The sequence below is a fragment of the Mesorhizobium sp. M2A.F.Ca.ET.039.01.1.1 genome (genome assembly GCF_003998035.1).
Lineage (GTDB): Bacteria > Pseudomonadota > Alphaproteobacteria > Rhizobiales > Rhizobiaceae > Mesorhizobium.
Map to the genome: position 1 here is coordinate 1 of NZ_RZRY01000024.1, position 25,305 is coordinate 25,305.

20 protein-coding genes and 6 pseudogenes are annotated in these 25,305 nt (G+C 58.1%); 13 read left to right on the forward strand and 13 right to left on the reverse strand.

Annotated elements, in window-relative coordinates:
• From EOA24_RS04130 to EOA24_RS04145, 4 genes are all read left to right on the forward strand, one after another.
• Positions 1 to 936: ABC transporter substrate-binding protein (locus tag EOA24_RS04130; protein WP_245501753.1), on the forward strand; the 936-nt coding region annotated here is incomplete at its 5' end.
• A 367-nt stretch (positions 937 to 1,303) separates the two neighbouring features.
• Positions 1,304 to 2,176, forward strand: a complete 873-nt coding sequence (locus EOA24_RS04135) for an ABC transporter permease subunit (protein WP_245466464.1) — start codon at positions 1,304 to 1,306, stop codon at positions 2,174 to 2,176.
• A gap of 27 nt (positions 2,177 to 2,203) precedes the next feature.
• Positions 2,204 to 3,175, forward strand: a complete 972-nt coding sequence (proX, locus tag EOA24_RS04140) for a glycine betaine/L-proline ABC transporter substrate-binding protein ProX (RefSeq protein WP_126080623.1) — start codon at positions 2,204 to 2,206, stop codon at positions 3,173 to 3,175.
• Positions 3,176 to 3,261: 86 nt separating this feature from the next.
• Entirely contained in the window at positions 3,262 to 4,455 is a 1,194-nt protein-coding gene (locus EOA24_RS04145) for a betaine/proline/choline family ABC transporter ATP-binding protein (RefSeq protein WP_127409607.1), read from the forward strand.
• Positions 4,456 to 4,957: 502 nt separating this feature from the next.
• Here the strand turns inward: EOA24_RS04145 and EOA24_RS04150 are convergent.
• The 4 genes from EOA24_RS04150 to EOA24_RS04170 form a co-directional block, all read right to left on the reverse strand.
• Positions 4,958 to 7,408, reverse strand: coding sequence for an FAD-dependent oxidoreductase (locus tag EOA24_RS04150; protein ID WP_127409608.1), 2,451 nt, complete (start codon positions 7,406 to 7,408; stop codon positions 4,958 to 4,960).
• A 369-nt stretch (positions 7,409 to 7,777) separates the two neighbouring features.
• Positions 7,778 to 8,392, reverse strand: a complete 615-nt coding sequence (locus EOA24_RS04160) for a short chain dehydrogenase (protein ID WP_126080619.1) — start codon at positions 8,390 to 8,392, stop codon at positions 7,778 to 7,780.
• Positions 8,393 to 8,418: 26 nt separating this feature from the next.
• Positions 8,419 to 9,300: a dihydrodipicolinate synthase family protein gene (locus tag EOA24_RS04165; RefSeq protein WP_126080618.1), complete on the reverse strand. Its 882-nt coding sequence runs from the start codon at positions 9,298 to 9,300 to the stop codon at positions 8,419 to 8,421.
• A 17-nt stretch (positions 9,301 to 9,317) separates the two neighbouring features.
• Entirely contained in the window at positions 9,318 to 10,562 is a 1,245-nt protein-coding gene (locus EOA24_RS04170; protein WP_245459658.1) for an FAD-binding oxidoreductase, read from the reverse strand.
• 240 nt (positions 10,563 to 10,802) lie between these two features.
• Here EOA24_RS04170 and EOA24_RS04175 point away from each other — a divergent pair, with 240 nt between their 5' ends.
• The 6 genes from EOA24_RS04175 to EOA24_RS04200 all read left to right on the forward strand — a co-directional run bounded on the left by EOA24_RS04175 (position 10,803) and on the right by EOA24_RS04200 (position 17,612).
• Positions 10,803 to 11,711: a LysR substrate-binding domain-containing protein gene (locus EOA24_RS04175; protein WP_126080616.1), complete on the forward strand. Its 909-nt coding sequence runs from the start codon at positions 10,803 to 10,805 to the stop codon at positions 11,709 to 11,711.
• Between the two features lie 381 nt (positions 11,712 to 12,092).
• The gene (locus tag EOA24_RS04180; protein ID WP_126080615.1) at positions 12,093 to 12,785 is read left to right on the forward strand and encodes a B12-binding domain-containing protein; all 693 of its coding nucleotides are present in this window, start codon (positions 12,093 to 12,095) and stop codon (positions 12,783 to 12,785) included.
• 84 nt (positions 12,786 to 12,869) lie between these two features.
• Positions 12,870 to 13,901, forward strand: a complete 1,032-nt coding sequence (locus EOA24_RS04185; RefSeq protein WP_164762826.1) for a GlxA family transcriptional regulator — start codon at positions 12,870 to 12,872, stop codon at positions 13,899 to 13,901.
• A gap of 702 nt (positions 13,902 to 14,603) precedes the next feature.
• Entirely contained in the window at positions 14,604 to 15,311 is a 708-nt protein-coding gene (locus EOA24_RS04190) for a class I SAM-dependent methyltransferase (RefSeq protein WP_126080613.1), read from the forward strand.
• 161 nt (positions 15,312 to 15,472) lie between these two features.
• Positions 15,473 to 16,468 carry a 2-oxoglutarate and iron-dependent oxygenase domain-containing protein gene (locus tag EOA24_RS04195; protein WP_126080612.1) on the forward strand — a complete coding sequence of 332 codons (996 nt, stop codon included), beginning with the start codon at positions 15,473 to 15,475 and terminating at the stop codon, positions 16,466 to 16,468.
• Positions 16,469 to 17,060: 592 nt separating this feature from the next.
• On the forward strand, positions 17,061 to 17,612 hold the full coding sequence (locus EOA24_RS04200) for an SET domain-containing protein-lysine N-methyltransferase (protein WP_126080611.1): 552 nt from the start codon (positions 17,061 to 17,063) through the stop codon (positions 17,610 to 17,612).
• 169 nt (positions 17,613 to 17,781) lie between these two features.
• On the opposite strand, the pseudogene EOA24_RS41400 reads toward EOA24_RS04200, so the two are convergent.
• From EOA24_RS41400 to EOA24_RS41405, 3 genes and pseudogenes are all read right to left on the reverse strand, one after another.
• Positions 17,782 to 18,172, reverse strand: a pseudogene (locus tag EOA24_RS41400) (ATP-binding protein); the annotation flags it as partial.
• Positions 18,167 to 18,609, reverse strand: a pseudogene (locus EOA24_RS04205) (transposase); the annotation flags it as partial. The pseudogenes EOA24_RS41400 and EOA24_RS04205, both read right to left, overlap by 6 nt.
• A gap of 195 nt (positions 18,610 to 18,804) precedes the next feature.
• Positions 18,805 to 19,077 (reverse strand): hypothetical protein, encoded by a 273-nt coding sequence (locus EOA24_RS41405; RefSeq protein WP_189353850.1) that lies wholly within the window; start codon positions 19,075 to 19,077, stop codon positions 18,805 to 18,807.
• Between EOA24_RS41405 and EOA24_RS04210 the strand changes: the two genes are divergently transcribed.
• The gene (locus tag EOA24_RS04210; RefSeq protein ID WP_348526306.1) at positions 19,061 to 20,161 is read left to right on the forward strand and encodes a redoxin domain-containing protein; all 1,101 of its coding nucleotides are present in this window, start codon (positions 19,061 to 19,063) and stop codon (positions 20,159 to 20,161) included. The two genes, EOA24_RS41405 and EOA24_RS04210, sit on opposite strands and share 17 nt — an antisense overlap.
• A gap of 432 nt (positions 20,162 to 20,593) precedes the next feature.
• On the forward strand, positions 20,594 to 21,322 hold the full coding sequence (locus tag EOA24_RS04215; protein ID WP_126080609.1) for an SDR family oxidoreductase: 729 nt from the start codon (positions 20,594 to 20,596) through the stop codon (positions 21,320 to 21,322).
• Between the two features lie 401 nt (positions 21,323 to 21,723).
• Here the strand turns inward: EOA24_RS04215 and EOA24_RS04220 are convergent.
• A pseudogene (locus EOA24_RS04220) lies at positions 21,724 to 21,837 on the reverse strand (aminocyclopropane-1-carboxylate deaminase/D-cysteine desulfhydrase family protein); the annotation flags it as partial.
• A gap of 26 nt (positions 21,838 to 21,863) precedes the next feature.
• Here EOA24_RS04220 and EOA24_RS04225 point away from each other — a divergent pair.
• Positions 21,864 to 22,536, forward strand: a pseudogene (locus tag EOA24_RS04225) (transposase); the annotation flags it as partial.
• Between the two features lie 36 nt (positions 22,537 to 22,572).
• On the opposite strand, the pseudogene EOA24_RS42825 reads toward EOA24_RS04225, so the two are convergent.
• From EOA24_RS42825 to EOA24_RS04250, 5 genes and pseudogenes are all read right to left on the reverse strand, one after another.
• Positions 22,573 to 22,650: pseudogene (locus EOA24_RS42825) on the reverse strand (hypothetical protein); the annotation flags it as partial.
• Positions 22,651 to 22,722: 72 nt separating this feature from the next.
• A pseudogene (gene fdxB, locus EOA24_RS04235) lies at positions 22,723 to 23,039 on the reverse strand (ferredoxin III, nif-specific).
• A complete protein-coding gene (locus tag EOA24_RS04240) occupies positions 23,036 to 23,239 on the reverse strand; it encodes a CCE_0567 family metalloprotein (RefSeq protein WP_127409609.1) in 204 nt (67 codons plus the stop codon). The pseudogene fdxB and the gene EOA24_RS04240 overlap by 4 nt, the downstream one beginning before the upstream one ends.
• A 46-nt stretch (positions 23,240 to 23,285) precedes the next feature.
• Complete coding sequence (locus tag EOA24_RS04245; RefSeq protein ID WP_245491496.1) at positions 23,286 to 23,729, reverse strand: DUF269 domain-containing protein; 444 nt, start codon at positions 23,727 to 23,729, stop codon at positions 23,286 to 23,288.
• A 320-nt stretch (positions 23,730 to 24,049) separates the two neighbouring features.
• Positions 24,050 to 25,213, reverse strand: a complete 1,164-nt coding sequence (locus tag EOA24_RS04250; protein WP_348633065.1) for a TlpA disulfide reductase family protein — start codon at positions 25,211 to 25,213, stop codon at positions 24,050 to 24,052.
• Positions 25,214 to 25,305 lie beyond the last annotated feature (92 nt).

Genomic DNA, 25,305 nt, shown 5'->3' on the forward strand with positions numbered 1-25,305 from the left:
GTATCCTACTTGGTCGGCAGCAAGGCTGAAGTCAAACGCCGGCAGGATGGCAAGTGGTGGGGCGGCGAGGCGTTGCTCGATGGCGTGCAGTTCGTCGATTATGGGACCGACTTCCAGGCGACGGTGGCTGCTTTCGAGTCCGGGGAGGTCGATCTCAATCTGGAGACTCCGGCTGACTTCATCGACATTCTGGACAAGATGGACCTGGTAAAATCGGAAGTCGCAACGGCAACGACGCTCGTGTGCCGCACCAACACCGCCCACAAACCATATGACGACAAGAAGGTCCGAAACGCGCTGCAGATGGCGGTCGATAACAACGCTGTCCTTCAACTCGGCTATGCAGGGCGGGGAACGGTCGGCGAAAACCATCACGTCAGCCCAATTCATCCGGAATATTATGCTCTGCCCAAAAAGAGCCGGAACGTAGAGGGCGCGAGGAAACTCATTGCTCAATCCGGACATACAGACTTCGAGCATGAGTTGATCTCGATCGACGAGGATTGGCAGAAAAACACCGGGGACGCCATCGCGGCCCAGCTGCGCGAGGCCGGTTTCAAGGTCAAACGTACTGTGCTTCCGGGTTCGACATTCTGGAATGACTGGTCAAAGTACCCATATTCGCTGACCGTCTGGTACATGCGCCCCCTCGGCGTTCAGGTTCTTGCATTGGCCTATCGCACTGGCGAAGCCTGGAATGAGACCGCTTATTCAAACCCCGAGTTTGACGCCAAGCTCAAGAAGGCCTTCTCCGTGAGTGACGCTGCCGAGCGCAAAGAGTTTATGAAGAACATCGAGGACGTGTTGCAGGACTCCGGAGTGATCATCCAGCCGTTCTGGCAAAGCCTCTTCGGTCACATGAACAAAAAGGTCCAGAACTACGTAATTCACCCGACGTTTCAAATGGATCTGCAGAACGTCTGGCTCGCCGCCTGAAGGCTCCAGTCGAGCACGCCGACTGGAGGGCAGGCCTGGTCCGGAGCGTGGTGTCCAGATGGACGTCGTCGGGTGAACAGGACGGTGAAGTCTGGACGATGGCACCATGAAGCAGGGAGAACTGCGCATCTGTCGGTAACGGTGCGACCTGCTCAGGAATAGAAGAGTAGCTCTACCTGCCGTAGGGCCTTGCGGAATCCGGAGCACCTATTGCACACAACTAACTTTAGCGCGACGCCGCGATATTCCCCTGGACCCTGGTGGCGTAGCAAGTTTTCGAGCGAGAAAGCTTCTGGAGAACAGCAACATGGGTAAGTGCGGAATACTAGATCCTTTTGAGTGCGGGGTAATCCCTCTCGCTGATTGGATGACTATCGGGCTGCGCTGGGTTGTTGATCACTACAGGCCGTTCTTTCAATCGGTCAAGGCGCCCTTCGACCTTCTACTGCAGTGGTTCGGCATAGCGCTCCATTCGGTTCCTCCGGTCGTGATGATCATCGTTGCGGGCCTGGCGGCTTGGCAGTTCGGCGGACGGAAGGTCGCCGGGGTTATCGTCGGCGCTCTCATCTTTATGGGTCTCATCGGCGTCTGGCAGGACGCCATGACGACGCTTTCAATTGTGCTGACTTCGCTCGTCGTAGCGGTGATGCTTGGCATTCCGCTCGGTATCTGGGCGGCGCGGAGCGAGCGAGTATTTGTGGTGATGCGTCCGATCCTTGACGGGATGCAGACCATTCCAGCGTTCGTCTACCTGGTTCCCATTGTGATGCTCTTCGGTATCGGCAACGTGCCGGGCGTGATCGTTACGGTAATTTTTGCGGTTGCGCCGCTGATCCGCCTTACGAACCTCGGCATACGGCAGGTACCGGAAGAGGTGATCGAAGCCATGCGCGCCTTCGGCGCTACGGAGCGTCAGCTTCTGTGGAAGGCTCAGCTGCCGCTTGCGCTACCCACCGTCATGGCCGGCATCAACCAGACGCTGATGATGTCGCTATCGATGGTGGTCATCGGTTCGATGATCGCTGTTGGTGGACTGGGCCAGACGGTGCTGCGCGGCATAGGCCGTCTTGATGTGGGTTTGGCGACAGTCGGGGGCCTGGGCATCGTCGCGCTGGCCATCGTGCTGGATCGCTTCACGCATTCGCTGTCGACACAGAAGCGAAGGCCGGGCGAGCTCTGGCATCAAGGTCCGGTGGGACTTTTCAGGGCCGTCACCTTAACAACTAGTCACAGAAGCTGAGCAATTTGCTCACACAGGGAGGAAACGATGAAGATAAAATGTGTGGCGCTGGCCATGGCCGTGATGGCTGGCTATGCGGTGCCGGCAATGGCAGATCAGGTCATGCCGGCCTGGAGCGGAGCGACAGAAGAGCTGTTCCAGACATTTGTCGTGGATGAGGGTCTCAAGGAGCTCGGCTATAACATAGCTGACCTGACCCAGGTTCAAGTTCAGCTGGCGCATACCGCTGTAGCTAACGGCGATCTCACCTTTTATGCGGTGCACTGGGTTCCGCTTCACGACACTTTCTGGAAAGCATCAGGCGGCGATGAAAAGCTGATGAGCGTCGGCACCCTAATCAAGAACAGCCTGCAGGGCTATCTGATCGATAAGAAAACGGCCGACGCCACTGGCATCAAGTATCTTGAGGACCTCAAGGATCCCGAGAAGGCCAAGCTTTTCGACATCGACGGGAATGGAAAGGCAGACCTCTACGGTTGCGAACCGGGGTGGGGCTGCGAACGCGTGATCGAGCATCAGCTCGACGCCTATGGCCTGCGTGATACCGTCGAGGAAAAGCAAGGCGGCTATTTCGCCATCATTCCTGACGCGATCGAACGCATCAAGGCTGGCAAGCCGACACTGTACTACACTTGGACGCCGCTGTGGGTATCTGCCATTCTCCGCCCAGGCAAGGAGGTTGTCTGGCTCAACGTCAAGAACACCTCTCTTCCTGACGCGGAGACCGGCAACACAGTTGTTGAAGGCCTCGGGAATCTTGGCTTCGCCGTGAACGACCAGAAGATCATCGCCAATACGACTTGGCTGAAAGCCAACCCGAAAGCCAAGAAATTCTTTGAGCTCGTGCAGATCCCGATTGCGGACGTCAACGCGGAAAATCAAAAGGTTGCCAATGGTGAAAAGAGCAACGAGCAGATCATGAAACACGCAACCGACTGGATCGCCGCTCACCACGCTGATTGGGAAAAGTGGATCGCTGAAGCCAAGGCCGCCAAGTGAGGCTCTGAGGTTTAAATCGGCCGGCGGCATCCGCCGGCCGATTACGGTCTGAAGATAGGCACAACACACTATCGAGAGTTCCGCACATGACTATACCCGCCATCGTCTGTTCCGGCTTGTGGAAAATTTTCGGGACGCGCAAAGGGAAAGCCCTCGCGGCGGCCCGCGATCGCGGGTTCAGCAAGAGGCAAGTCCTTGAAGAATTCGATTGCGTTCTGGGTGTGGCCGATGTGTCCTTCTCGGTCGAGCCCGGCGAGATCTTTTGCATCATGGGGCTGTCCGGCTCAGGGAAATCGACGCTTGTCCGCCATCTCAATCGGCTGATCGAACCAACCGCAGGCGAGGTTCGGATCGGCGGAAATGCCATCAACAAACTTTCGCCGTCTGAACTCCGGACCCTTCGCTCAGAGACGGTCGGCATGGTCTTCCAGCACATGGCGCTGCTGCCGCACCGCACCGTCTACGACAATGTTTCCCTCAGTCTCGAACTCCGAGGCAAATCACGCAAGGAGTGCCGCCGCGTGGCGGAAGAAAACCTCAAGCTCGTTGACTTGAGCGGTTGGGGCGAGCGTTACCCGGACGAGCTCTCGGGCGGGATGAAGCAGCGGGTGGGGCTTGCCCGTGCCATGGCGGCAGACCCGCAGATCCTGTTACTGGACGAGCCGTTCTCAGCGCTCGACCCGTTGATCCGCCGCCAACTCCAACAGCAGTTCCTAGACCTCGCGAAGGTCGTCCAGAAAACAACGGTGTTTATCACACACGACCTCGACGAAGCCATTCGCCTGGGCGATCGTATTGCGATCATGAAGGATGGTAAGTTCGTTCAAGTGGGAACGCCGGAAGACATCGTAACCGCGCCCAAGGACCGCTATGTCGCTGATTTCGTCTCAGGCATTTCGCTGCTCAATCTCGTCACTGCCAGGAAGATCATGCAGCCGCGGGACAGCATAGCGACGCTTTCTGAAAAGAAATTCCAAGCGCTCCCCCGCGTGCAAACCACTGACAAGCTCTCCGCTGTGATCAGCACCGCTGCGGATGGCGGCGATCTGATCGCAGTCTATGACGGCAGCGAGCCGGCGGGCGTCGTCACCCGGCGCGCCCTGTTTTCAGGAATTCAAGGCGTGATATCGAGCCCCAAGGCCGTGAGTGGTTTGAAATCGGGAAAAATTTGCCAGTACGGGGGCAGCTCTGCCCCCTCAATCCGCCCAACAAGCTCTGGAAGATCAATCGATATGGACACAGCTGCGCCCTCTGCTCACAGCGACGAAGGCAAGAAATGAGCGAACCGACCTTGTCCCGTGCTTAGTAGAAGTGCTCGCGCAGTGCCCCGGCGCCCTGCATGCTGAACAGTCTGAAACTACTTTCGTGAAGGACCCCGCCGTCGCCCTTTCGCGGCGATGACTTACGTTCCGCCCGGGCGATCCACGCGCGGTGGACGCAACGGGCTTTAAATCCGCACGCCCATTTTACCACCGCCGATCTGACACATTTAAATTGGTCCTATTGAAGACTTGCCACCCACCCACGGCTGTGGTCGATCGTAGGGACCGGTACTGAGGACGTCTGCCTACAAGGCCTTGAGCCGCTCCACCGCGGTTAGGGCTGATATCTCTCGGGCCTTGGCCAGCATCACTACTTTCAAGGTCTCCCAACAAGAGACGGCATTGGGGATACGGACACCTAGACGCTTGACGTATAATTGCTCGCGTTACGTATCGAAGCTGCATCCCTTGCGAAGACGCGTTGCGCAGCTATCCACTCATTCCTATAGGTGTTTGTAACTCAGGCCCGCACTTTTTCAGCCTTCGGATCGTACATCGGCTTCAACGATGCTTCCGCCGCGAAGCGTTCGCCGGCGATTTCGATCTCGTAGGATGAAGCCAGCACATCGGCCTCGCTCTCGCCCCGGCATGGCACATAACCCAGCCCTACCGCGCCGCCGAGGTGATGGCCGTAATTGCCTGATGTGATCGGACCGACGATCTTGCCGTCGCGCAGGATCGCCTCGTTATGGAAGAGCAGGGGCTCTGGATCCTTAAGCCGGAACTGGACGAGCCGGCGTGACAGGCCGGCTTCCTTTTTGCGCAGCACGGCATCGCGGCCGATGAAGTCGCCCTTGGCGGTCTTCACCGCGAAGCCGAGGCCGGCCTCCAGCACATTGTCCTCGTCGGTGATGTCGTGGCCGAAATGCCGGAAAGCCTTTTCGATGCGGCAGGAATCCAGCGTGTGCAGGCCGCAGAGTTTCAGGCCGACATCGGCACCGGCCTCGTCGATCGCTTCGAAAACGTGTGCTGCCTGGTCGGTCGAGACATAGAGTTCCCAGCCGAGCTCGCCGACATAGGTGACGCGGTGGGCGCGGGCCAGGCCCATGCCGATCTCGATCTCCTGGAATGTGCCGAACGGATTTTTCTCATTGGAGAAATCGTTCGGGCTGACCTTCTGGATCAGCTTTCGCGCATCCGGACCCATGAGACAGAGCACGCTTTCGGCCGCCGTTACGTCGGTGACGACAACGAACTGCCCGCCGACATGGCGGCGCAGCCAGGCAAGGTCGCGCTGCAGCGTGGCGCCCGGCACGACCAGGAAATATGCCGTTTCCGACAGCCGCGTCACGGTGAGGTCGCTCTCGATGCCACCCTTGGCGTTGAGCATCTGGGTGTAGACGATCCTGCCTGGTGCCACGTCCATGTCGTTGGCGCAGAGCCGCTGCAGGAAGGCGCAGGCATCGCGGCCCTCCACACGGATCTTGCCGAAGGAGGTCATGTCGAACAGGCCGACCTTGTTTCGGACCGCGAGGTGTTCCTCGCGCTGGTTGTCGAACCAGTTCTGCCGCTTCCAGGAATAGCGGTATTCGCGCTCCTGGCCCTCGCGTGCGAACCAGTTGGCGCGCTCCCAGCCGGCGACTTCGCCGAACACCGCGCCGCGCGCCTTCAGATGCTCATGCAGGGGCGAGCGGCGGACATTCCTCGAGGTCGCCATCTGCCGATAGGGGAAATGGTCGGCATAGAGCAGGCCGAGCGTCTCGGAGACGCGCTCCTTGAGATAGCGTCGGTTCTTCTGGAATGGCTGGGCGCGGCGGATGTCGACCTCCCACAGGTCGAAGGGCGCTTCGCCGTCATTGATCCACTGCGCCAGCGCCATGCCGGCGCCGCCGGAGGAGACGATGCCGATCGAATTGTAGCCGGTCGCCATCCAGTAGCCGGACAGCTCCGGCGCCTCACCGAGATAGTAGCGGTCATCGGGCGTAAAACTCTCCGGACCGTTGAAGAAGGTGTGGATGCCGGCGGTCGCCAGCATCGGCATGCGGTTGACGCCCATTTCGAGGATCGGCTCGAAATGCTCCATGTCCTCAGGCAGTTGGTCGAAGCAGAAATCCTCGCTTATGCCGTCCATGCCCCACGGCTTGGCCACCGGCTCGAAGGCGCCCAGCATCATCTTGCCGGCGTCTTCCTTGTAGTAGGCGCACTCGTCCGGCACCCGCAGCACCGGCAGACGGGTGAGGCCGGGGATCGGCTCGGTGACGAGATAAAAATGCTCGCAGGCGTGTAGCGGGATGGTGACGCCGTTCTGCGCTCCCAGTTCGCGCGCCCACATGCCGGCGCAATTGACGACGATGTCGGCCTCGATCGTGCCTTGCTCTTCGCCTTGCGCCCAGGACACGCCGGTGACGCGGCCGGCCCTGGTATGGACCTTGGTGACCTTTACGTTCTCGACGATGGTGGCGCCGCGCTGGCGCGCGCCCTTGGCCAGCGCCATGGCGATGTTTGCGGGGTCGCACTGGCCGTCGAGCGGCAGATGCACGGCGCCGACGACGTCCGAGACATTCAGATGCGGATACATCTGCTTGACTTCATTGGGAGAAATCTCGCGGACATCGACATCGAAGGCACGCGCCAGCGATGCTTGCCTGTAGATCTCGTGCTTGCGCTCCTCGGTCAGCGCCACGGTGATCGAACCGACCTGGCGCATGCCGGTGCCGACCTCGGTCTCGGCTTCCAGCTTGACGTAGAGGTCGGCGGAATATTTCGCCAGCCGGGTCATGTTCTGCGAGCCGCGCAACTGGCCGATCAGGCCGGCGGCATGCCATGTCGTGCCTGACGTCAGCTGCTTGCGCTCCAGAAGCACGATGTCGGTCCAGCCGAGTTTGGCCAGGTGATAGGCGACGGAGCAGCCGGAAACGCCGCCACCGATGATGACCGCTCTTGCTTTGGCGGGAATGGCTTTGGCGGTCATGCGGCCTCGCGGCGGTAGCTGGAAGCGAAACGGCGCAGCCGGAGCGCTGCTTCTTGCAGCATAGGTTCGGGCTGGCAGAGGCTGATGCGGATATGGCCTTCTGGCACGGGGGTGAAGTGGCGCCCTGCGTCACATTCACCTGTCGCCTGCAACGACGATAGTGCGCCTTGATGGGCATTTTCTAAGCCGACCACCCGCTGCCTATTCATGGAGCGACATCCACAAGTTGATGCCCCCTCCGCAGAACGATGCGCAGGGTTTGTCACATCGAAATTGGGCCGCTCTACCACCGAGTTCCCACCTACCTCCGATGCAGAGTTGCCTGGGCATGCTTGTCCTCCGTTAGCGCGACGTTCATTGTTGGTCAGATTAGGCGTCTCTGACCCAACCCATGCGATAAACTCGACCCGTTTGACTGCCCTCTGCGCTCTTGACGTAGCCGAGCGCCACCTCGCTCGCCGGCACCGCCGCGGTGCCAGGAAAGAAGTCGCCGTAGAGCTGAACCGACTCCTGTACGAGAGTCGGACTGACCAGATTGATCCGCAGCCCCCGCCCAAGCTCGATTGCCGCGCTGCGTACAAAACCGTCTAACGCGCCATTGACCAGGGCGGACGAGCTTCCCTGCCGGATGGGATCTTCGTTGGTTAGACCCGAGGTCAAGGTAAATGATCCGTGGTCGCGGATACGCTTGAGACCCTTCGCTACGAGATTGACCTGCCCCATCAACTTACTGCGCAGCCCGATTTCGAACTGTTCATTCGTGAATTGGTTCAGCGGGGCGTAGTGCACGGCCCCTGCTGTGCAGATCAACGCGTCAAATGCACCGATCTTGTCGAATAATTGGTCGATAGAGTTCGGCTCGGCGATGTCGACGTTGAATAAGCCGCTAGTTCGCCCGACTCCTATAATGTTGTGCCGCTTGCCAAGTTCGGCCGCTACGGCCGACCCGACAATCCCAGTCGAACCAACCAGGACAATTCGCATAGGGACTCCCCTGGATATCCTGACGGCTAGGAGGCGACCTCAAACAGCGGGGCAAGTGCGGCGCGAAGCGCCATGTCCTGGTCCGCCGAGAGTTTTGCCAATGGCTTGCGGACATTCCCGGTTCCGAGGCCGCGCAGTTGCGCGGCTCTCAGAACAGAAGGCGTATATGGTGCCCGCCAGATAAAAAGCAACGAGGGCAGCATCCGCTGCCAAAGTGCCAGAGCCCTCTCCAAATCCTTCGCTGCCACAAGGTTGTACAATTCGACAGCCTCAAGAGGCATGTAGTTTGCTGCGCCCCAGATAACACCGCGCGCGCCTGCCATCAGCGCATAGAGGGTTGTTGTATCGCAACCATTTAGCACCTTGCCTCCCGTCTGCAGATACTCCTGATGCACGGTGAAGTCGCCGGCACTATCTTTGATGTAATTGAAATGCTTGAGACCGCTCAGTCGATCAAAAAGGCGTGGCGAAACCGCGATCCCGGTAGCCTGCGGGATGTTGTAGCCCACAATATCCACGCCAACCGCCGCGTCGATTTCCCTGTAGAAATTGAAAATTCCATCCTCGTCTGACGGACCTTCGAGATACGGCGGCAAAATCATCAGCGCGTCCGCGCCGACCGATTCAGCTTGCTGTGACCGCCGTATGACTTCGTCCATATTCAGGGCCGAGGTCTGGCAGACAACGTTGCAGCGTCCTGCGATGCGCTTCGCCCCGAGCTCGTAGAGCCGATTGCATTCGGACTCGGTCAGGTAAGGGTGCTGGCCTGTACCTGCCCCAAGAACCAAGCCGTGAACTCCCGCCGATACGTATTTTTCGATCAACTCTTCGAAGAGGCCGTAATCGATCGCACCGGTAGGTTCGAACGGTGTCTGCATTGCAAGATTGATGCCCTTCAGGTCCGCCATTGCCGTTCCTCTTATTGCTAGACTTCCGCGCCTGCCTGCCTGAAACGAAGAGCGGTCACGAACCGGACGCCCATTGATGTGACAAGTCTCGGATAAGTCCTGCTCGGAGCGGCCCGCGTCTTCAGGATATCGATCACAGCCGAAGATTGCCCCGTGGCCAGTTCGGCGACAGCCTTGCCAAAGGCAGCCCCTCGAGCGACGCCGGTTCCATTACAGAAGGCGGCACCATAGACGTCGTGCGCCAACTCGCCGAAGACCATGCCGCCATTTTGCGCGAGCGTAAGCAGACCACCCCAGCTGGCCTCAAAGCCGATTGACGAAAGCCCGGGCCATCGGCGGTCAAATGCTACCTGCTGCTGGGTCCGCGCCCTAAGGACATCTTGTTTGGTTGTTTTGAAATTAGTCGCATACGAGTAAACGTTTCTAAGGAAAAGACGGTTGTCTATAGTACGTCGCACCGTCGTCCCAAAGCTATCGGCCGGAATAAGCCCATATGTTCGCTTGTTGCCCACGTTGGAAAGCTCGCTCTCAGTGAGCTGTCTGGTCATGCTCGCGAACGTGTAGAGTGGTATGGCTCGGTTTTCGAAGAAGCCAAATCTCGTCAGATAACCCGATGCGCAGATGATGACCTTCGAAGCCCTGATTGTTCCAGCAGGCGTCTCGCAGATGTGCTTCGGCGCACCGAACTGGACCGCCACAATGGCGGTGTTTTCATGGATGGTAACGTTCTCGGGGAGGCTGTTTACGGCGTTCTTGAGATACTTCGCAGGCTGGACCAGAATCGTGCCAGGGTGATGCAAAGCTTTGACGTAGTGCTTACTGCCGGTGATCGACTGAATTTCAGGGGCTTCAACCCAGCTGTACTTCTGTCCAAGCTTATCGAGCGCCTCCGAAAAGCGGTGTAGATCGGCAACGCCGTGAGACGTGGCCGCGCTGTGGTATTTCCCCTGCGGGTCCCAATCACAGTCTACCCCATGCTCCTCGACGGCGGTTCGAATGTAGGCGATGCCCTCAAGGTTGACGTACAGCTCTTCCTTGTTTCCCCTAATGTCTTCAACGAAGTCGCGTTTTCGGGGATTGTGCGCGAGATCGATGACGAAGCCCATGCACCGCCCCGATGCATTGTCCCCGATACGTCCGGCGTCGACGAGGATTACCGAAGACTGGGGGTTGAGTTCGGCAAATCGGCGGGCCGCGTGAAGCCCCATCCAGCCGCCGCCAATGACCAGGCAATCGCATGTGACATCGCCTTGCTGCGGCACTAAGGGTAGCTCCGGTCCCGACGTGCGGTACCACCCTGAGACTGTTGGCTCCGGATGCGGTGCTTGGACGACAATACGCTCTCTTGTCTTTGTTTGATTCAAAGAGTTCACTGCCAACTCGCTCGGTGAAGGCGGCCGGTGGGTAGTGCACCGCTCGCTCTGGCTTGTTCCTGTTTCGAATAAACGATGTGTCGTTCGTCTCGTAGACGGAAAATATGCGGTCTGATATAGACCTGCTTCATGTCCAAGCTTCGCAATCTTGTCCCATCGACGCATTCGCTTTTCGTCTTCGAAGCGGCGGCCCGAACGCTGAGTTTCAAGAACGCGGCCAGCGAACTCAACGTGACGCAGCCAAGTATCTCGCATTCGATCAAAATGTTCGAAAAGCATTGCGGGACGGCACTCTTTGTCCGAGACAATCGGGGAGTGCAGCTGACCGAGCCCGGCAGGCAGCTCTACGATGAGGTGCGCAACAGCTTCCGCCGTCTGGAACAGCGGCTTGAGACCATCACTGATCGCGGAACGAAGTACATAACTTTCGCAGCTTCGACATCTCTGGCGGCACATTGGCTCGCGCCTCAACTCTATCATTTCCAGGAAGAGCATCCGGACGTCAGGATCAAGGTGGTCGCCACCGACCGCGATGTCGAGCCAGATCATGAGATCGACGTGACGGTTTGGGTGCGGCCCCGGAATTTTGAAAGGGCCAACAGCTGGTTCGTTTGCGACGAGATCATCTTTCCCGTCTGCTCACCGGCATATCTTCTGTCGCACCCCGCTCCCCAAGCCGTCGAAGATCTGATCCACCATCAACTGATTCATTCGTCCGATGCTTTTCGCAAGCGCCTGGATTGGCCCGAATGGGTCGAGTTGGCAGGCGGCGATGCCAGCGACATCAAGCCCAATATCGTGTTCAATGACTACCAGCTAACGCTTCAAGCGGCTCTGGCTGGTGAAGGAATAGCATTGGGGTGGTCCCTTACCGCCCAGCAGTTGCTCGACAACCGCCTCCTGGTCAAGCCATTGCCAACCCAAATCCAGACCGACAGGGCCTTCTTTCTGTTGGCCAGCGAGGATGCCAGCAAGAACAAGAGATGCAAGATTTTGGTTGACTGGTTTCTCGTCCAGTCTGAAGAACTCCGCCCGTGACCTGAATTGCCCCTCACCCTATCCGCCTCTGGATATAAACTGGATTTAAGACAAGCGAAAGCTTTTGCGCATTCTCAGGACAATTGCCGGCGCCTATCATCAGCGCGAGATTAAGCTAGGGTCCGCCCCTATTGGACGGCCGGGCCACTGATGTTTGACGCGGGATGCGGGTCATTCCGCTGAGGGTGACGCGATGATGGACACTGATATTCCCGCAATCCGGCGCCGCACAGGCCAGTCTTCCGGTTCCCAGATTCACCTGCGGGAATAGTGGCTGGCAGCCTGAAAATCAACTCCCAAGGCTTCGAACCGGAAGCCTGATCGGTGCCCCATCGAGATGGGGCGCCGACCTCCTTTGAATTGAGCATCAGGTGAACCAACATGGCTGACGAAGAGATCATCCTTTCCGAGCTGTCCGACGAGGAACTCGTGCAGCAGATGCACGACGACCTTTATGACGGGCTGAAGGAAGAAATTGAGGAAGGCACGGCCATCCTGCTGGAGCGCGGATGGGCGCCCTACAAGGTGCTCACCGAGGCGCTGGTCGAAGGCATGCGCATCGTCGGCGAGGATTTTCGCGACGGTATCCTGTTTGTTCCGGAAGTGCTGCTGTCGGCCAATGCGATGAAGGCCGGCATGTTCATCCTGCGCCCGCTGCTTATCGCCACCGGCGCGCCAAAGCAGGGCAAGATGGTGATCGGCACCGTCAAGGGCGACATCCACGACATTGGCAAGAACCTCGTCGGCATGATGATGGAAGGCGCCGGCTTCGACGTCATCGACCTCGGCATCAACAATGCGGTCGAGAAGTATATGGCGGCGATTGAAGAGCATAAACCTGATATTGTCGGCATGTCGGCGCTGCTGACCACCACCATGCCCTACATGAAGGTCGTCATCGACACGATGAAGGAAAAGGGCATTCGCGACGACTATGTCGTGCTGGTCGGCGGTGCGCCGCTGAACGAGGAATTCGGCAAGGCCGTCGGCGCCGATGCCTATTGCCGCGACGCGGCGGTGGCTGTCGAGACCGCCAAGGACTTCATGAAGCGCAAGCATAACACCCGTAGTTGAATGGCTGCGGTGCCAACCCTGAAGGCGCCGGTGTCGTTTGCGGCCGCTCGATGTTGATCACCATCAACCAGGATGTATGACCTTATGAATGCGCCATTTTCAACAGGAGATCATTCGCGGATCGTGGGATGGAACCCCAGCCGGCAGGTGATCGACACGCAGGACGTATACCGACTGGTTATCCTGGCACTTCCCGGATTTTCGCTACTCAGCCTTTCGTCATTTGTAGATCCCCTTCGCATCGCGAATTCTGTGTCCGGTCGATCATTCTTCGAGTGGACGATTGCAAGCCTGGATGGCCAGCCGGTTGAATGCGCCAGCGGGTTCGTCCTGTCGGTCGGCAGCGACTTCGCTAGCACCGGCGAATGCGTTCCGGCTGGCAAAGGTACGAACATGGTCATTGTCTGTGCAGGCGAACGGGTCGAAAGGCAGACGTCTGCTGCTCTCAGCAAGATTCTTCGGCTTTGCAAGCGGCATGGTGTTCCAATCACAGCGTTGGGTACGGCGACATGGCTGTTGGCGGACAGCGGGTTGCTGGACGGCACCGCGTGCACAATCCATTGGGACAAGAGAGCCGCTTTCTCTGAAAAATTTGGCCGGCTTCAGGTCACTGACCGGCTATTCGTTCGTGATAGTCACCTCCTCACTTGCGCAGGAGAATTTGCGTCGTTCGACCTCGTTATGGAGCTGATCAGCGAACGCCTCGGCAGAGACATTGCGTTGACCGTCTGCCGACATACGACTGCCGGGTATTGGCGCCCTGCCTCTGATAGACAATGGACCATGAATGGCGGCGAAGCCGGCATCTGCAAGCCGGTCGCCGAAGTGATTCGCATTATGGAGGAGCATATTGAGGACCCGCTGCCCTTACGCGACATCGCAAGATGTGTCGGCCGCTCACAGCGTCAGATTGAACGGCTCTTCCAGCGATCGGTTTCGTTGTCTCCCATGCGCTTTTACCTGCATTTGAGACTTAGCCGCGCGAAGCGTCTCATTGCACAAACAGAGTTGCCGATTATTGAGATCGCGGTCGCCTGTGGTTTCGTGTCGGCCTCACATTTTTCGAAGTGCTTCCGCGAAGCCTTCGGCGCCAACCCCAGTACCTGTCGCGGCTGACCCATACTCGGTGACGCCCCCTTACGAGCCCCGCAAAACCCACGTGCCATCAATTGGCAAGCACCTCGGCAGCCTGGCTTTCGCGCTCAACGCGATCGGGCCGATGCTCCGATGGGAGCCGAGGCGTCGAAGAGCACCGTGCCTGACGTCGACCGAAGAAGCCATCGTCGTCTGCCGCTGGATGACGTCCTGGGCTGTCCGAGAGGACACCATCCAAAGCCCAGCTTAGCGCCTCATCACTGACTCCAGCGCCAGGGCAATCCTGACCTGCCCCAAAACGGCGATAGTCCCAGCGGACGCCTCCTTCGGCCGCAAATCTTCGACCGCATCTGCATTGCCAATGGCAATCGAGCACCGGGCTGATCAACCCGTACCAGCTCATTCCGGACCCACCACATAGCAGGCCACTGGAATTGATAGAGCTGACAACGTAGGAGGCGCGCGGGATTTTCATGAGTTCGCGGGCAGTGCTGTACGCTGGGTCGCAAGTTCACAACCCGACACTTTGTCGGCTTTGTTGTTTGCGGACAGGCTTCGTTGGAGCAATGTTGTGTTGTTGTGCCTCAGCCTGATAGCAGAATTCATCAAAATTGCTTTTCTTCGGGCTTTTGGCCAATTGGCACGAGCTTTGATTCTCACATTTGAGAGTTGGCATCAGGAGCCGAATAGCCGCTTCCGATTATGCCTATCAGAGGAGTTGCCATGAATACCGTCGATCAGCAGACGACACTGGAACAAGTCGCACGACAGCGCATCAGGGACGCCCTCGTACTCGAGGGCGACGCCGATCGCCTAACCCAATTCTATCGGGGATGGGCTGGGGCCTACGATGTGGATGTTGGCTCCGAGGGGTACTACGGCCCGATGATCGTGGCGGAACTAGCGGGCACCGTGCAGGCAGCCTATTTGAGCAGCGAGCGAACTGCCATCACAATCCTGGATGCTGGCTGCGGAACAGGCCTTGTCGGCGTGCAACTGGAACGCCTCGGCTTCGGGCTGATCGATGGGTTCGATCTTTCCAAAGAGATGGCCGAAAAGGCGCGGCAAACCCGAGTCTACCGTCATGTCCAAGACTGTGTCGACCTTAACGGAGTACTCTCTGAGTACGCCGACGCGGGCTATGATATCACGGTTTGCTGCGGTGTCTTTACACTTGGGCACGTTAGACCAGACGGGCTGCGCGAGCTGGCTCGCGTCACGCGCCCGAAAGGATTCATCATCACAAGCATCCGCAAGAGCTACGCCGAGGCCGCATTCTTCGAGGACGAAGCGCGGCGTCTGCAGGATGAGGGCGTTCTTTTACTGGCGCAGTGTCTAAGCAACGGCAGATACGTGGCCGAGGAGCGTGCGGACTATTGGGTCTTTCAAGTGCCCGAGAAGGTCAGCGCGGCAGAGCGACAGGGGTTGTGATCATGCTCTGCCTCGGGAGCGAAACCCTGTTGTGGATGACCTAAAGACGAGTAGGGGTATTTCCAGCACGGTGGCGCGTTTCAGTACTACTTCGCGTCACGATAAATCCAAATGGCCGGCAGCTATGCGTCGGCTTCAATCGGCAAAACAAAGGTGTACTAATGTCCAAAGGTTTAGTAGCCAGACTAGACGATAAGCTGCGCGCAAAACGCGAAAGCTTTGACAAAATACCGGTGGTCGACATCGGACCGCTCCTCAACGGTACGAACAAACAGGTGGTGGCCAGGGAGATACGGTGGGCGCTTTCCAATACTGGATTCATGTATGTGAAGAACCACGGAGTCCCGCAGGATTTCATACAATCGGTGTTTGATGTGAGCCGCAGGTTTTTTAATTTGCCATTGTCGCAGAAGTCGTCACTGCATATTGGCAATTCCGATTCGGCCTTTCGCGGTTACATTGAGCTGTTCGGCGAGAACACCGATCCGGGCAAGACCAAAGACCTCAAGGAGTGCTTCGACTTCGGACCTGAACGTTCGACCTTAGAAGGTCCCTTTTTTGGTCCTAACCAGTGGCCCTCAGGTTGGCCCGAGTTTCGGGAGCTGACATACAGATACCATCAAGAGATGGTGGGCCTATCGAAAAAACTTTTGCAGGGAATTGCGCTCAGTCTGGACCTGGCGGAAAGCTATTTCGAGGACCTCATGCGGAACCCGATCAGCATTCAGCGGCTGCTTCACTACCCGCCGCAGAGTGGTTATATCAGCGAAGACATGATCGGAATCGGCGCCCACACCGACTACGGCAATTTGACCATCCTTGCACAGGACGACGTCGGCGGTCTTCAGGTCATGAACCGAGACGGCGATTGGGTACAAGGCACGCCGATCCACGGTACTTTCATAATCAACGTCGGGGACCTGCTTCAGCGGCTCACCAACGGTGTCTATCTGGCCAACCTACATCGCGTAGTGAATAGCTCAGGGCGTGAGCGATACTCAATCCCCTTCTTTATCGATGCTGATTTCGATGCGATCATTGAGCCATTGGCCTCATGTGTCACTGACAGCAACCCTCTGCGCTACCGGCCGGTGACTTGCGGCGAACACAAACTCGGGCGTTTCGCAGCAAGTTATGCTCATTTGGCCAAAGCATGAGAGAGCGGGCCGCCGCCTACTCGCGTGACAATACACTGCGGGGTCGAAGCGGCCCAGTCGAACTCAGAAAACGCCATAGGTGGGACAGTATTGTCACGCATTAGTCCCTTGACCGCGCCTTTGAAACTCAATGTGCGCGGCATCTGGCGGCAACAGGGGTTTTGCAGCCACTTCCTGCGGTATGCTAACGCTTTCGAGACCTGGACCCCCGGCTGGCGTGTCACGCGCACCATCCGCAGCAGGATAAACTGCTCGCTTGCAGACGCGTTGTCACCACTTCGCCTGCTGGTCTGTCGGATTCGCTACACACGCGTGATAGGCAATCTCTTCGTTAGCCTCAGTCAAATAGCCGAGAGAAATCAAAATCCTCGGCTGCCGGGCGGGTGAATCGGCACGATTTTTGAGTGTTTCCTGGGAGAGACAGTAGGCGCCGCTGACTGGGACCTAAGGCGCAAAACATGGACAAGCCCCCAACTTCGTAAATTACTTGGAACCATCGGGATTTTAGGAGGACGTTCCGAAAACAGCGAAATTCCAAGCGACCTCTGGCGAAAAGTACTCATCCCTCAATCGAGCAGGCGAAAGAAACAGTATGTCTGATACTCACATAAACCAAGATCTGTCTATTTTGACGGATGACGTCGCGTGCGCAAAGCAGCTCAATGCCCGCAACGTAAAAATCCTCAGCACGGGAGGAGAAAGGGGGCGCGGGGTATTCGCTGCTCGCGACTTCCTGCCGGGGGAAATTGTCGTCATCGGGCTAATTGACCGTATGGAAACGGTTCGAACGACAAACTCCTTTCAACTGGACTGGAATGTCCATGCTCTCTTTCATAAGCCGGCTGTCATTGTGAATCATTGTTGTGATCCAAACTTAGCGATTGTGCCCAATCGCTTCGGGGCCTACGACTTCGTCGCCATTCAGCATATCTCTTCTGGCGCCGAAGTGACGTGGAACTACGCTACATCGGAATTCGAGTGCATTGGGGTATCGGTATGTCTTTGTTCGTCTAGAAATTGCCGAGGCTCAGCCGGAGGCTTCTCCACATTGCCTCGCGATCATCCTCTGCTCGTATCGGGTTTTTACGCACCGTACCTCAAGAAAACCCAAGGCACCTTCCAAGAGAGAGATAGGGTTGCTTAGCCCCAGGGAACGCAACATGCGTCGGATGACCTGCTCGTTGGCAGTGCCGCCCTGACAGTGTTGCGCGCCGCGGTGAGCGTGCGCGGCCTCTGGCCAGTAGCGGACTTCAGATGAACTGCCTTGAACCAACGTGTGCGCACAATCTGTGCAATCCCCTGCGCGTCACCTGTCAATGCCACTCGTCCCCAAAAGTGCCGAAGTAAAATTCCCCAGTTTCGCCGCTCAGGCTGTCCCGGTGGGGGTGTCCATTTTTCGGTGGCCGGCCGCGCGGTCGCGATGGTGAATTTAATGTCGGCAATGTGATGGAGGCTTTTGATCGCAAGTGTTCTGGCATGAGCTCGGCGTGCTGGCGGAGCCGATAACTCGATCCTTCGATCTGGACGACGACCGCATGGTGAAGCAGGCGATCGAGAAGTGCGGTTGCGACGAGGGTCGCCGAAGACCTCGCCCCATTCGGCGAAGCCGCGATTTGAGGTAACAATCATTGCGCCCTTCTCGTAGCGGGCGTTTGCGAGTTGGAAGAACAGATTGCCGCCACCGTGGACGACGGGCAGGTAACCGAAGCGTCGACGCTCGTGCGTGAGGTCGCGCAGCCGACCACGCAGCTGTGTCTCTGGCGGTCGGCCAGACTGGTATCAATCATCTTGCGATCGGCGCCGACGAAGGACAGGCCCGACGCTCCGATAGGCCCATGACGGCCTGCAGATGCGCTACGGATTCGCGCTTGGCGGCGGGTCCTAACTTTTTTCGACAGAAGCTCGCGCACTGCCGAGGCTTCGAGCGTCGGCGAGCAGCTTCTTTAGCTTGGCGTTCTCGTCTTCCAAGGCCTCAGGCGCTTGGCGTCGGAGACGTCCATCCCGCCATACTTGGCCTTCCAGCTATACAGCGTCGCCTCGGAGATCCCGTGCTTGCGGGCAAGATCGCCAGCCTTCGCACCCTCTTCATGCTCGCGCATAACCGCGATGATCTGCTCTTCCGTAAATCGCTTTGTCTTCATCAGTCCGTAATCAAGGACCCTGACTCTAGTCTCAGATGGAGGAAATTCTCAGTGGCAGGTCTGTATTCAGGTGCTGCTGCCCCATCGCAGTCTGGCGCGAGGACTCTAAACGCCCAGACCGACAGCAACTGACAAAATGGCGGATTCGAAACAAACACCTGACAAAAATGTCCGCATCATTACACATGGATGTTTTCAAAGGTAAATTAATGCCGTCAGCGGGCGTTCAGCGCGCTGGCACGGCCTTTGCTGGTTGAAATGCGGCAAAACTGATTGACGGCTGACTGCATCGAAGCCCGCCTGACGATAGAGGCCTCCTTTCAGTCGACTCGGTGCACCGTCTCTCAGGGAACAGCTTGCCATAAAGCCGCGCAGCTTTGGGATGGCGTTGGAGAGCAATATGGTTTTGCAGATGGGGTCGCCGGCTCCTTCGATCAATGTGGAGACTTGGGTGCGCGGCGAGCCCATCGCACATTTCCAGCCCGGCAAAGTATACGTCGTCGAATTTTGGGCAACTGGGAGTGAACCATGTGCGGCGGCGATGCACCATCTGATGCAGATGCAGGAAAGGTTCAAGCACAGTGGGCTCGAGGTCATCGTGGTCGCGGCTCATGAAGGCGCGCTATCGACGGTTGAGGCGCGGGTCAAGCTGGACGCGTGGTTGACCGAAAAGTGCTCGAACCTGAATTTTCCGATCGCGTTCGACCATACGGGCCAAATGAAAAAGCGTTGGATGGAAGCAAGCTTTTCTGGCGAATTTCCGATCTTGTTTGTAATCGATGCAGACGGTCGTATCGCCTATATCGGTCACGCTACTCGACTTAACGAGGTCTTGGCGAGAGTGCTCAACGGCCGCTGGCGCACCAGCGACGCATCGAAAGTCGACTCGAAGCGGATCGCCGAGCGCGAACAAGCGTTGACCAAGTCAATTAATAGGAGATTTTGGGCCGCAGTGAGAAAAGAGGACTGGGAGACGGCACTCTCAGCAGTCGAAGAGGGCAGCGCCTTGATGCCCGACGACATCAACTTCCGCTTGGCTCAGGCGCATGTATTGCTTCACAGAATGCAAGACATGCCGGCCGGGTTGCCTGTCATACGCCAATTGGCTCGCGACGCGATCGAAAGGAACTCCGAGCATTGGCTGCTGGCAACATTAGACCAACTTTTCGGTCCGGCGCACGACCACTCGCACTTTCCGTCTCATGAGCGCTTCGCGCTCGGCAAAGAGTTGGCCGAGCATATCCTGGCACGCAATCCACTCCAAGGCGACGGCCACAAGTTCCGGACTTATCCGGCGGTGGCTCGATACTATCACGAGAGCGGCAACCAAGATCGTGCGATTGAGCTAATCGAGTTCGCACTGAAATCGCTGGACAGTGCGGACCCTATGCTGGACGAGCTGAAACAACACCTTCTACCGAACTTGCTGCAGGCCTTAGCCAACTACAAGGGTGAGGAGGTTTATTACGGCGCCCTCTGTGCGGCTCCGCAAAGCAATGTCCTGAAGGCACGATCGCAGGGCGGGCCGAGGAGAAAGCATAAAAGGGTTTGATAGCAAGAAGGGCTTACGGGCCAATTCGTTCAGGCATATGGGTCCATCGCAGCTGAATTGGCATCAATATACAGGGTGTTACTAAACATGTTCTGAGGATGCCTTTGAAACCCATGAAATCATGGTGGTATGGGACAAAGCCCGGGCACCTAACGAAGAAAGAAGCGTCAGCGCAGATGCTCGCATTTCAGTTCAAATCGACTAAGAGCAACGAATCGCGGCGCCGGACCGGGCTCGTGCGTCGCGCACGGCCATCAGGTTGGGCCTTCGGAGTCAGAGACGCCTATTCATCTTGCGGCCGCTTAATGGTCGCATCGCCGACGGGGTGGAGTAGGCCTTGACCACGCGGGAGAAGGTGTCCGGATTAAACCGGCCTGCGCGTGCGTCTCGCGTCGGCATGCTTGTAACGGTGAATGGCGAAAGGGCAGCCGAATGAAGCGTTTTATGGGGAAGGTCGCCTTAGTGACCGGGGCTAGCCGCGGCATTGGGGCGGCAATCGCCGACAGACTTGCCAGCGACGGGGCCAGAGTATTTGCGGTTCAGCTCGAGGCGACCGGTCATAGAGAAGGGATAGTCGCGGACCTTTGCGACCCCGGCGTTCCGAACATGGTAATTGACCATGTCGTTCGACAGGCTGGCCGCCTCGATATCCTGGTCAACAACGCTGGGTGCATGGTTGAAGCAAGGGTAGATGATACCGGGCTTGACGAGTGGCGACGCACAATGGCGCTGAATCTTGATGCTCCTTTCCTGCTGATCCGTCGCGCCATGCCTCATCTTCGCAGAAGCCGTGGCTCAATCGTCAATGTTGGCTCGATAGAGGGATTGGCCTCTAACCCAGGGCACGCGGCATATTGTGCCTCGAAGGCTGGGCTGCATGGCCTTACACGCGCCGTAGCGGTGGACGGCGGGCAAGACGGGGTGCGCTGCAATGGCGTAGCGCCTGGTTGGATCGATACGGATCTCAATGTCGATTTCGTCGCCGCTTTGCCCGAGAAGGCACTGGAACGGCTTGGTACCATTCATCCGTTGGGCCGAACAGGCCGCGTTGAGGAAGTTGCCGCCATGGTCGCATGGATTGCCTCCGACGAAGCTGCATTCGTCACCGGCCAGATTTTTGTCGTAGACGGTGGCCGAACTGCCAAGTTAAGTCTTCCGTGACGGTTAGTCGTATTTCGAACTGGGGCGGGCCGCTGGAACGCCATCCTCCCGCTGGCACCTGCCTTGTCGCTATCAGCCGCGACGTCGAGAACCGGGTCCGTCTGATGGTAAAGGAATATGGCGCCCAGTTCCGCCGCTCGGCAACGTCAGAGAATGATTGCCTACGGACATCTGCTGGGGCCAATCTCCGAGGCGGCGGTGCATTTAGGGTGAAATTTGCCGTGAACAGGAGAAGGCTCGATGGCAAATCTGGTCCTTCTACGTGGAGACGAGCGCCCCCGCCGCGGCGTGTTCGAGCGAGAGAGCATGCAATGTTCGCATGCCTTGGCGATGTGTTGTTTAGCGGCGCTGAGCTTGCTGCCATGCCTTCACCGCTAGGGCTGAACCAGGCGCGGATGTCCATGTGGGACCCAGCTCTCCTGGACCAGGAGGCATCTCATGCCGGTCTTGGCGGCGACCGCAGCGACCATGCGCGTATGGTTGGACTGCACGCCACCGGTTGTGACGAGCGTATCGGGCATCTGGCGCGATCGCGTCGGGCGGCGTCGTCATGAGCCAGGCGGTGCTGATCGCTGTCGGCATCGATTGGGACGGCCGGCGCCAGATCTTGGCCGTCGAGATGGCTAATCGCGAAAGCCGCTCGGCCTGGAGGGATTTCCTCGTCGCGCTGAAGGCGCGCGGGCTCAGGGGCGTCGAACTGGTCGTGTCCGACGATCATGCCAGCCTGGTGGCGGCGATCGGCGGGGTGATCCCCGAAGCCCGCCTGGCAGCGCTGCTACGTGCCTCAGGAACGCGCTCGATCACCTGCCGAGAAATCGTGGCGATGATTGCCTGCAGGAGTTGCGCTGGCTCTACGACCGCGCGATCTCGCCGAGGCCAAGGCCGATCTCGCCGCATGGCTTGCCAAATGGTCGGGCCGCTATCCGCGACTGACGAGCTGGGGAGAGGAGACCATCGAATGCACGCTGACCTTCTTTTGCCTGCCGCGCCAGCACCACAAGCACCTGAAGTCCACCAACATGCTGGAACGCCTCAACGAGGAAATCCGCCGGCGCACCTATGTCGTGCGCATCTTCCCGAACGCCGAAAGCTGCCTGCGCCTGGTCAGGGCGCTGGCCGTCGAAACCAACGAAAACTGGATGGAGGCCAACCGCTACATCAACATGGATGACCTGCGCGAGCACAAGAAGCTTGCTTTGCGCCAAGCCGCATGACCAGCTCAGAAAGAGCACGCGGCCGAAGTAGCCGGCCTGAAGCAGCAGCGAACAGGCCAGCGTCGTGACGACTGCCACACGGAGAATCCAAAGCGAAGTAAACCATCGACGCATTGCTGCACAGGACCAGCCCCACGAGCCGACAAAAAGATGAAGTGCAACGCCGTTCTCCTGGTTTTCGCCAGATCATGTTGCGAGCTGGTCGGCCGCAACATGCGTCTGGCAGTTCTTGGGGCAGACGCGGCCGCAGGCTCCGCAGCCGATGCAGCGGCCGGCATCATCGACAACCATGATCATGCGATTGAGCTTGCCGTCGAAATCGTCGTCCTCGTCATCGCAGGGGCCGAGGATTTCACCCGCATCATCAACGCCGTGAAGATGCATGACATCGCGCGAGCAGACCTTGAAACAACGGCAGCAGCCGATGCAGGTTTGCTATCGATGGAGGTCAGGTACGGCGGCATCCAAATGGAGCCGTCACGGGTGGTGAATGTGCGCATCATCCTAAATTCTTCATTGAAGCGAGTTCTCTCTTGGCAACATCCAACTCGGCATAAACGGCTTGGGTTTTCTCGGCGACTTCCTGTATGTCGGCCCACTTGCCCGGCAGACCCTCGACGAGGTCCTGCAATGCCATCTTGGCAATAGCTGCACGCAACTGGAGCTTTCGGACTTTCTTCCTCATCCTATCTAGGTCTGACATAGATCCTTTCTGGAACAATGGTTTTCTTGATGCGCTCCATCTCGGGCTAGGCTTCAATGGCTGCAGTCGCATCGTCGACCAGTTTCGTACCGGCCTCAGCAAGTTTGCGGAAAGTCTCGAAGCCGAACCGGTGGACGTCTCGACAGAACGCCCAACCGCTGGAAGCCCGCAGGGGCTTCATTCCAATTATTGGCGACGTCGACACGCCGGAGCGCTCCTCGATCGCAAGCGCTACGGCGGTGTAAAACATGTCGAGCCTCCACAGCGCGTCAGGATCGGGATCGCCGCCAAAGGGTACCGCACGTTGCTGTTGCTTGGTGATGATGAACTCGGCCAGCAGCTCGGCATCCGAATGGCCTTCCCATAAGCCGAAGGAATCCTGAGTACGAATGAGCCGCAGGAGGCATTTGACGAACGGGGAAGCAAGGGCCTCGCCGTCCCCGTGGACAGCAGGGCCAACCGGTTCATGAGGAATTTCGCTTTTCCCCAATTTCAGTACTCCTCTTGAAGGACGATCTCTTTTTCTGCGATGTGTGGTTCGGGCGCTTGCGTGGGCGGGGAATGGCTTGGGCGAGCCGATCCCACGCAACAGTGTCCCGTGGCCGACCTCGAGCACGTCCACCAATGCGAGACCTTTCACCGCGGCGCGAACGCCTGCGCCGCGGTTCGACCCGAGGTAAACGCAATGGAAATTCCACCTGCCGCAAGCCGCGCACTTTTGCGGCATCGACGTTATTGCTGCGAAGTGCGCCTGGGCGGGCGGATTTGCCGGTGTTCAATTCCAATTGTCAGTCCCTTCGCGATTCTTGCTCAGGAAGTGACAGCGTTTTGAGTTTCGGAAGTCTTGTTTTGCGGAGCCACACAGAGACCCGCGTGACAGGCAGGCTCACCCGTGTAGTTGGCCAGGGCTTGGAGCAACGAGGTGAGGTAGCGCTGTTTGGTTTGGTCCGGCACTGGCTCCGAATGGTCCAGCGATTTGAGTGCCACCTCGATCAACTCGATTGCGCGGTCCTTGTTGCCGCTCTCGTAATAATACTGAGCGACCGGAAAGTAACACCCGAATTTAAAGTCTCCATCGCCTTGCGGAGGATTAAGTTCCAGGATCTGTTCGGAGAGCTCCTTGCCCATCGCAAAGCGATCATCATGCGGAAGATGGGAGTTGTCGATCGTGGGATGGAAGAGTTGGTTCAGCGCCATCACCACCCAAGACATCGCTTCGAACTTTTTGTCGATCGCGTCCTCGACCAATTCTCGCATGACCGGCATGCCGGTCTTGATGTCGCGCAGCTTGTGAAGCAGAAGATCCGCATGAATCTGCCGAAAATCAAAAGAGTCTGGCATCAAGGCGAGGCCTTCTTCGATGGCCAAGAGCGCCGCCGTCCAATTCTCGGCCTGCATCGCCGGCTCAAGTTTGGCGTATATCGGCTGACTCAGCGACGATTCGCGCACACGCGAGATTCGCTTTGCATCGACGGCTTTCGCTTCATAGCTGCTGCGCCAGCTGCCGTTAAGGACTTTCGGCAAAACGTCATCGAGAGGTGCCGGGTGGCCGATATAAGCGATGTGGCCGTCGCGGTCGACCACGAACGAGGTGGGAATCCCGAACGAAGAGCTGGGTTCCAGCCAGAGCTTTTTCATTTCGCCAGTGCAATCGAACGCTGTCCGATAATTCAGATTCGGGAACTTCTCGGTCAGCCAGGCATCCACGTTGGTCCGCGCTTCGTCCGCGGTTGCAGCCTTTTCGCAAGCTGCGACTCCGATAATCTCAAATCCGCTGTCTTTATATTTCTCCTGCAGTTCGATCAAATGGGGCATGGCGTGGACACATGGTCGGCACCAAGTCGCCCAAAATTCAACGAGGTAGACCTTGCCGGGCCGAAGGCTCGTGAGGGGCTCGCCACGCAGCCAGTTCTCCACTTTCAGCGCAGGAGCCGGGGACCCCATACGCAGTTCCATCTTGGTGTCCAAAGTCATTCCACACCTTTCGTCTCTTTTGTCGCGGAATATTTTCCAGTCAAAATCGGACACGGTCTCGAGGGCATTGCCCCTCTCGCTTGCTTCAGCGG

Coding starts and splice junctions, on each gene's coding strand:
- EOA24_RS04180 (WP_126080615.1), top strand. CDS start 12,093: ATGGCTGACGAAGAGATCATCCTTTCCGAGCTGTCCGACGAGGAACTC.
- EOA24_RS04165 (WP_126080618.1), bottom strand. CDS start 9,300: ATGGCGGACCTGAAGGGCATCAATCTTGCAATGCAGACACCGTTCGAA.
- proX (WP_126080623.1), top strand. CDS start 2,204: ATGAAGATAAAATGTGTGGCGCTGGCCATGGCCGTGATGGCTGGCTAT.
- EOA24_RS04175 (WP_126080616.1), top strand. CDS start 10,803: ATGTCCAAGCTTCGCAATCTTGTCCCATCGACGCATTCGCTTTTCGTC.
- EOA24_RS04135 (WP_245466464.1), top strand. CDS start 1,304: ATGACTATCGGGCTGCGCTGGGTTGTTGATCACTACAGGCCGTTCTTT.
- EOA24_RS04240 (WP_127409609.1), bottom strand. CDS start 23,239: ATGTCAGACCTAGATAGGATGAGGAAGAAAGTCCGAAAGCTCCAGTTG.
- EOA24_RS04160 (WP_126080619.1), bottom strand. CDS start 8,392: ATGCGAATTGTCCTGGTTGGTTCGACTGGGATTGTCGGGTCGGCCGTA.
- EOA24_RS04185 (WP_164762826.1), top strand. CDS start 12,870: ATGAATGCGCCATTTTCAACAGGAGATCATTCGCGGATCGTGGGATGG.
- EOA24_RS04250 (WP_348633065.1), bottom strand. CDS start 25,213: ATGACTTTGGACACCAAGATGGAACTGCGTATGGGGTCCCCGGCTCCT.
- EOA24_RS04200 (WP_126080611.1), top strand. CDS start 17,061: ATGTCTGATACTCACATAAACCAAGATCTGTCTATTTTGACGGATGAC.
- EOA24_RS04190 (WP_126080613.1), top strand. CDS start 14,604: ATGAATACCGTCGATCAGCAGACGACACTGGAACAAGTCGCACGACAG.
- EOA24_RS04195 (WP_126080612.1), top strand. CDS start 15,473: ATGTCCAAAGGTTTAGTAGCCAGACTAGACGATAAGCTGCGCGCAAAA.
- EOA24_RS04150 (WP_127409608.1), bottom strand. CDS start 7,408: ATGACCGCCAAAGCCATTCCCGCCAAAGCAAGAGCGGTCATCATCGGT.
- EOA24_RS04215 (WP_126080609.1), top strand. CDS start 20,594: ATGAAGCGTTTTATGGGGAAGGTCGCCTTAGTGACCGGGGCTAGCCGC.
- EOA24_RS41405 (WP_189353850.1), bottom strand. CDS start 19,077: ATGGGCTCGCCGCGCACCCAAGTCTCCACATTGATCGAAGGAGCCGGC.
- EOA24_RS04145 (WP_127409607.1), top strand. CDS start 3,262: ATGACTATACCCGCCATCGTCTGTTCCGGCTTGTGGAAAATTTTCGGG.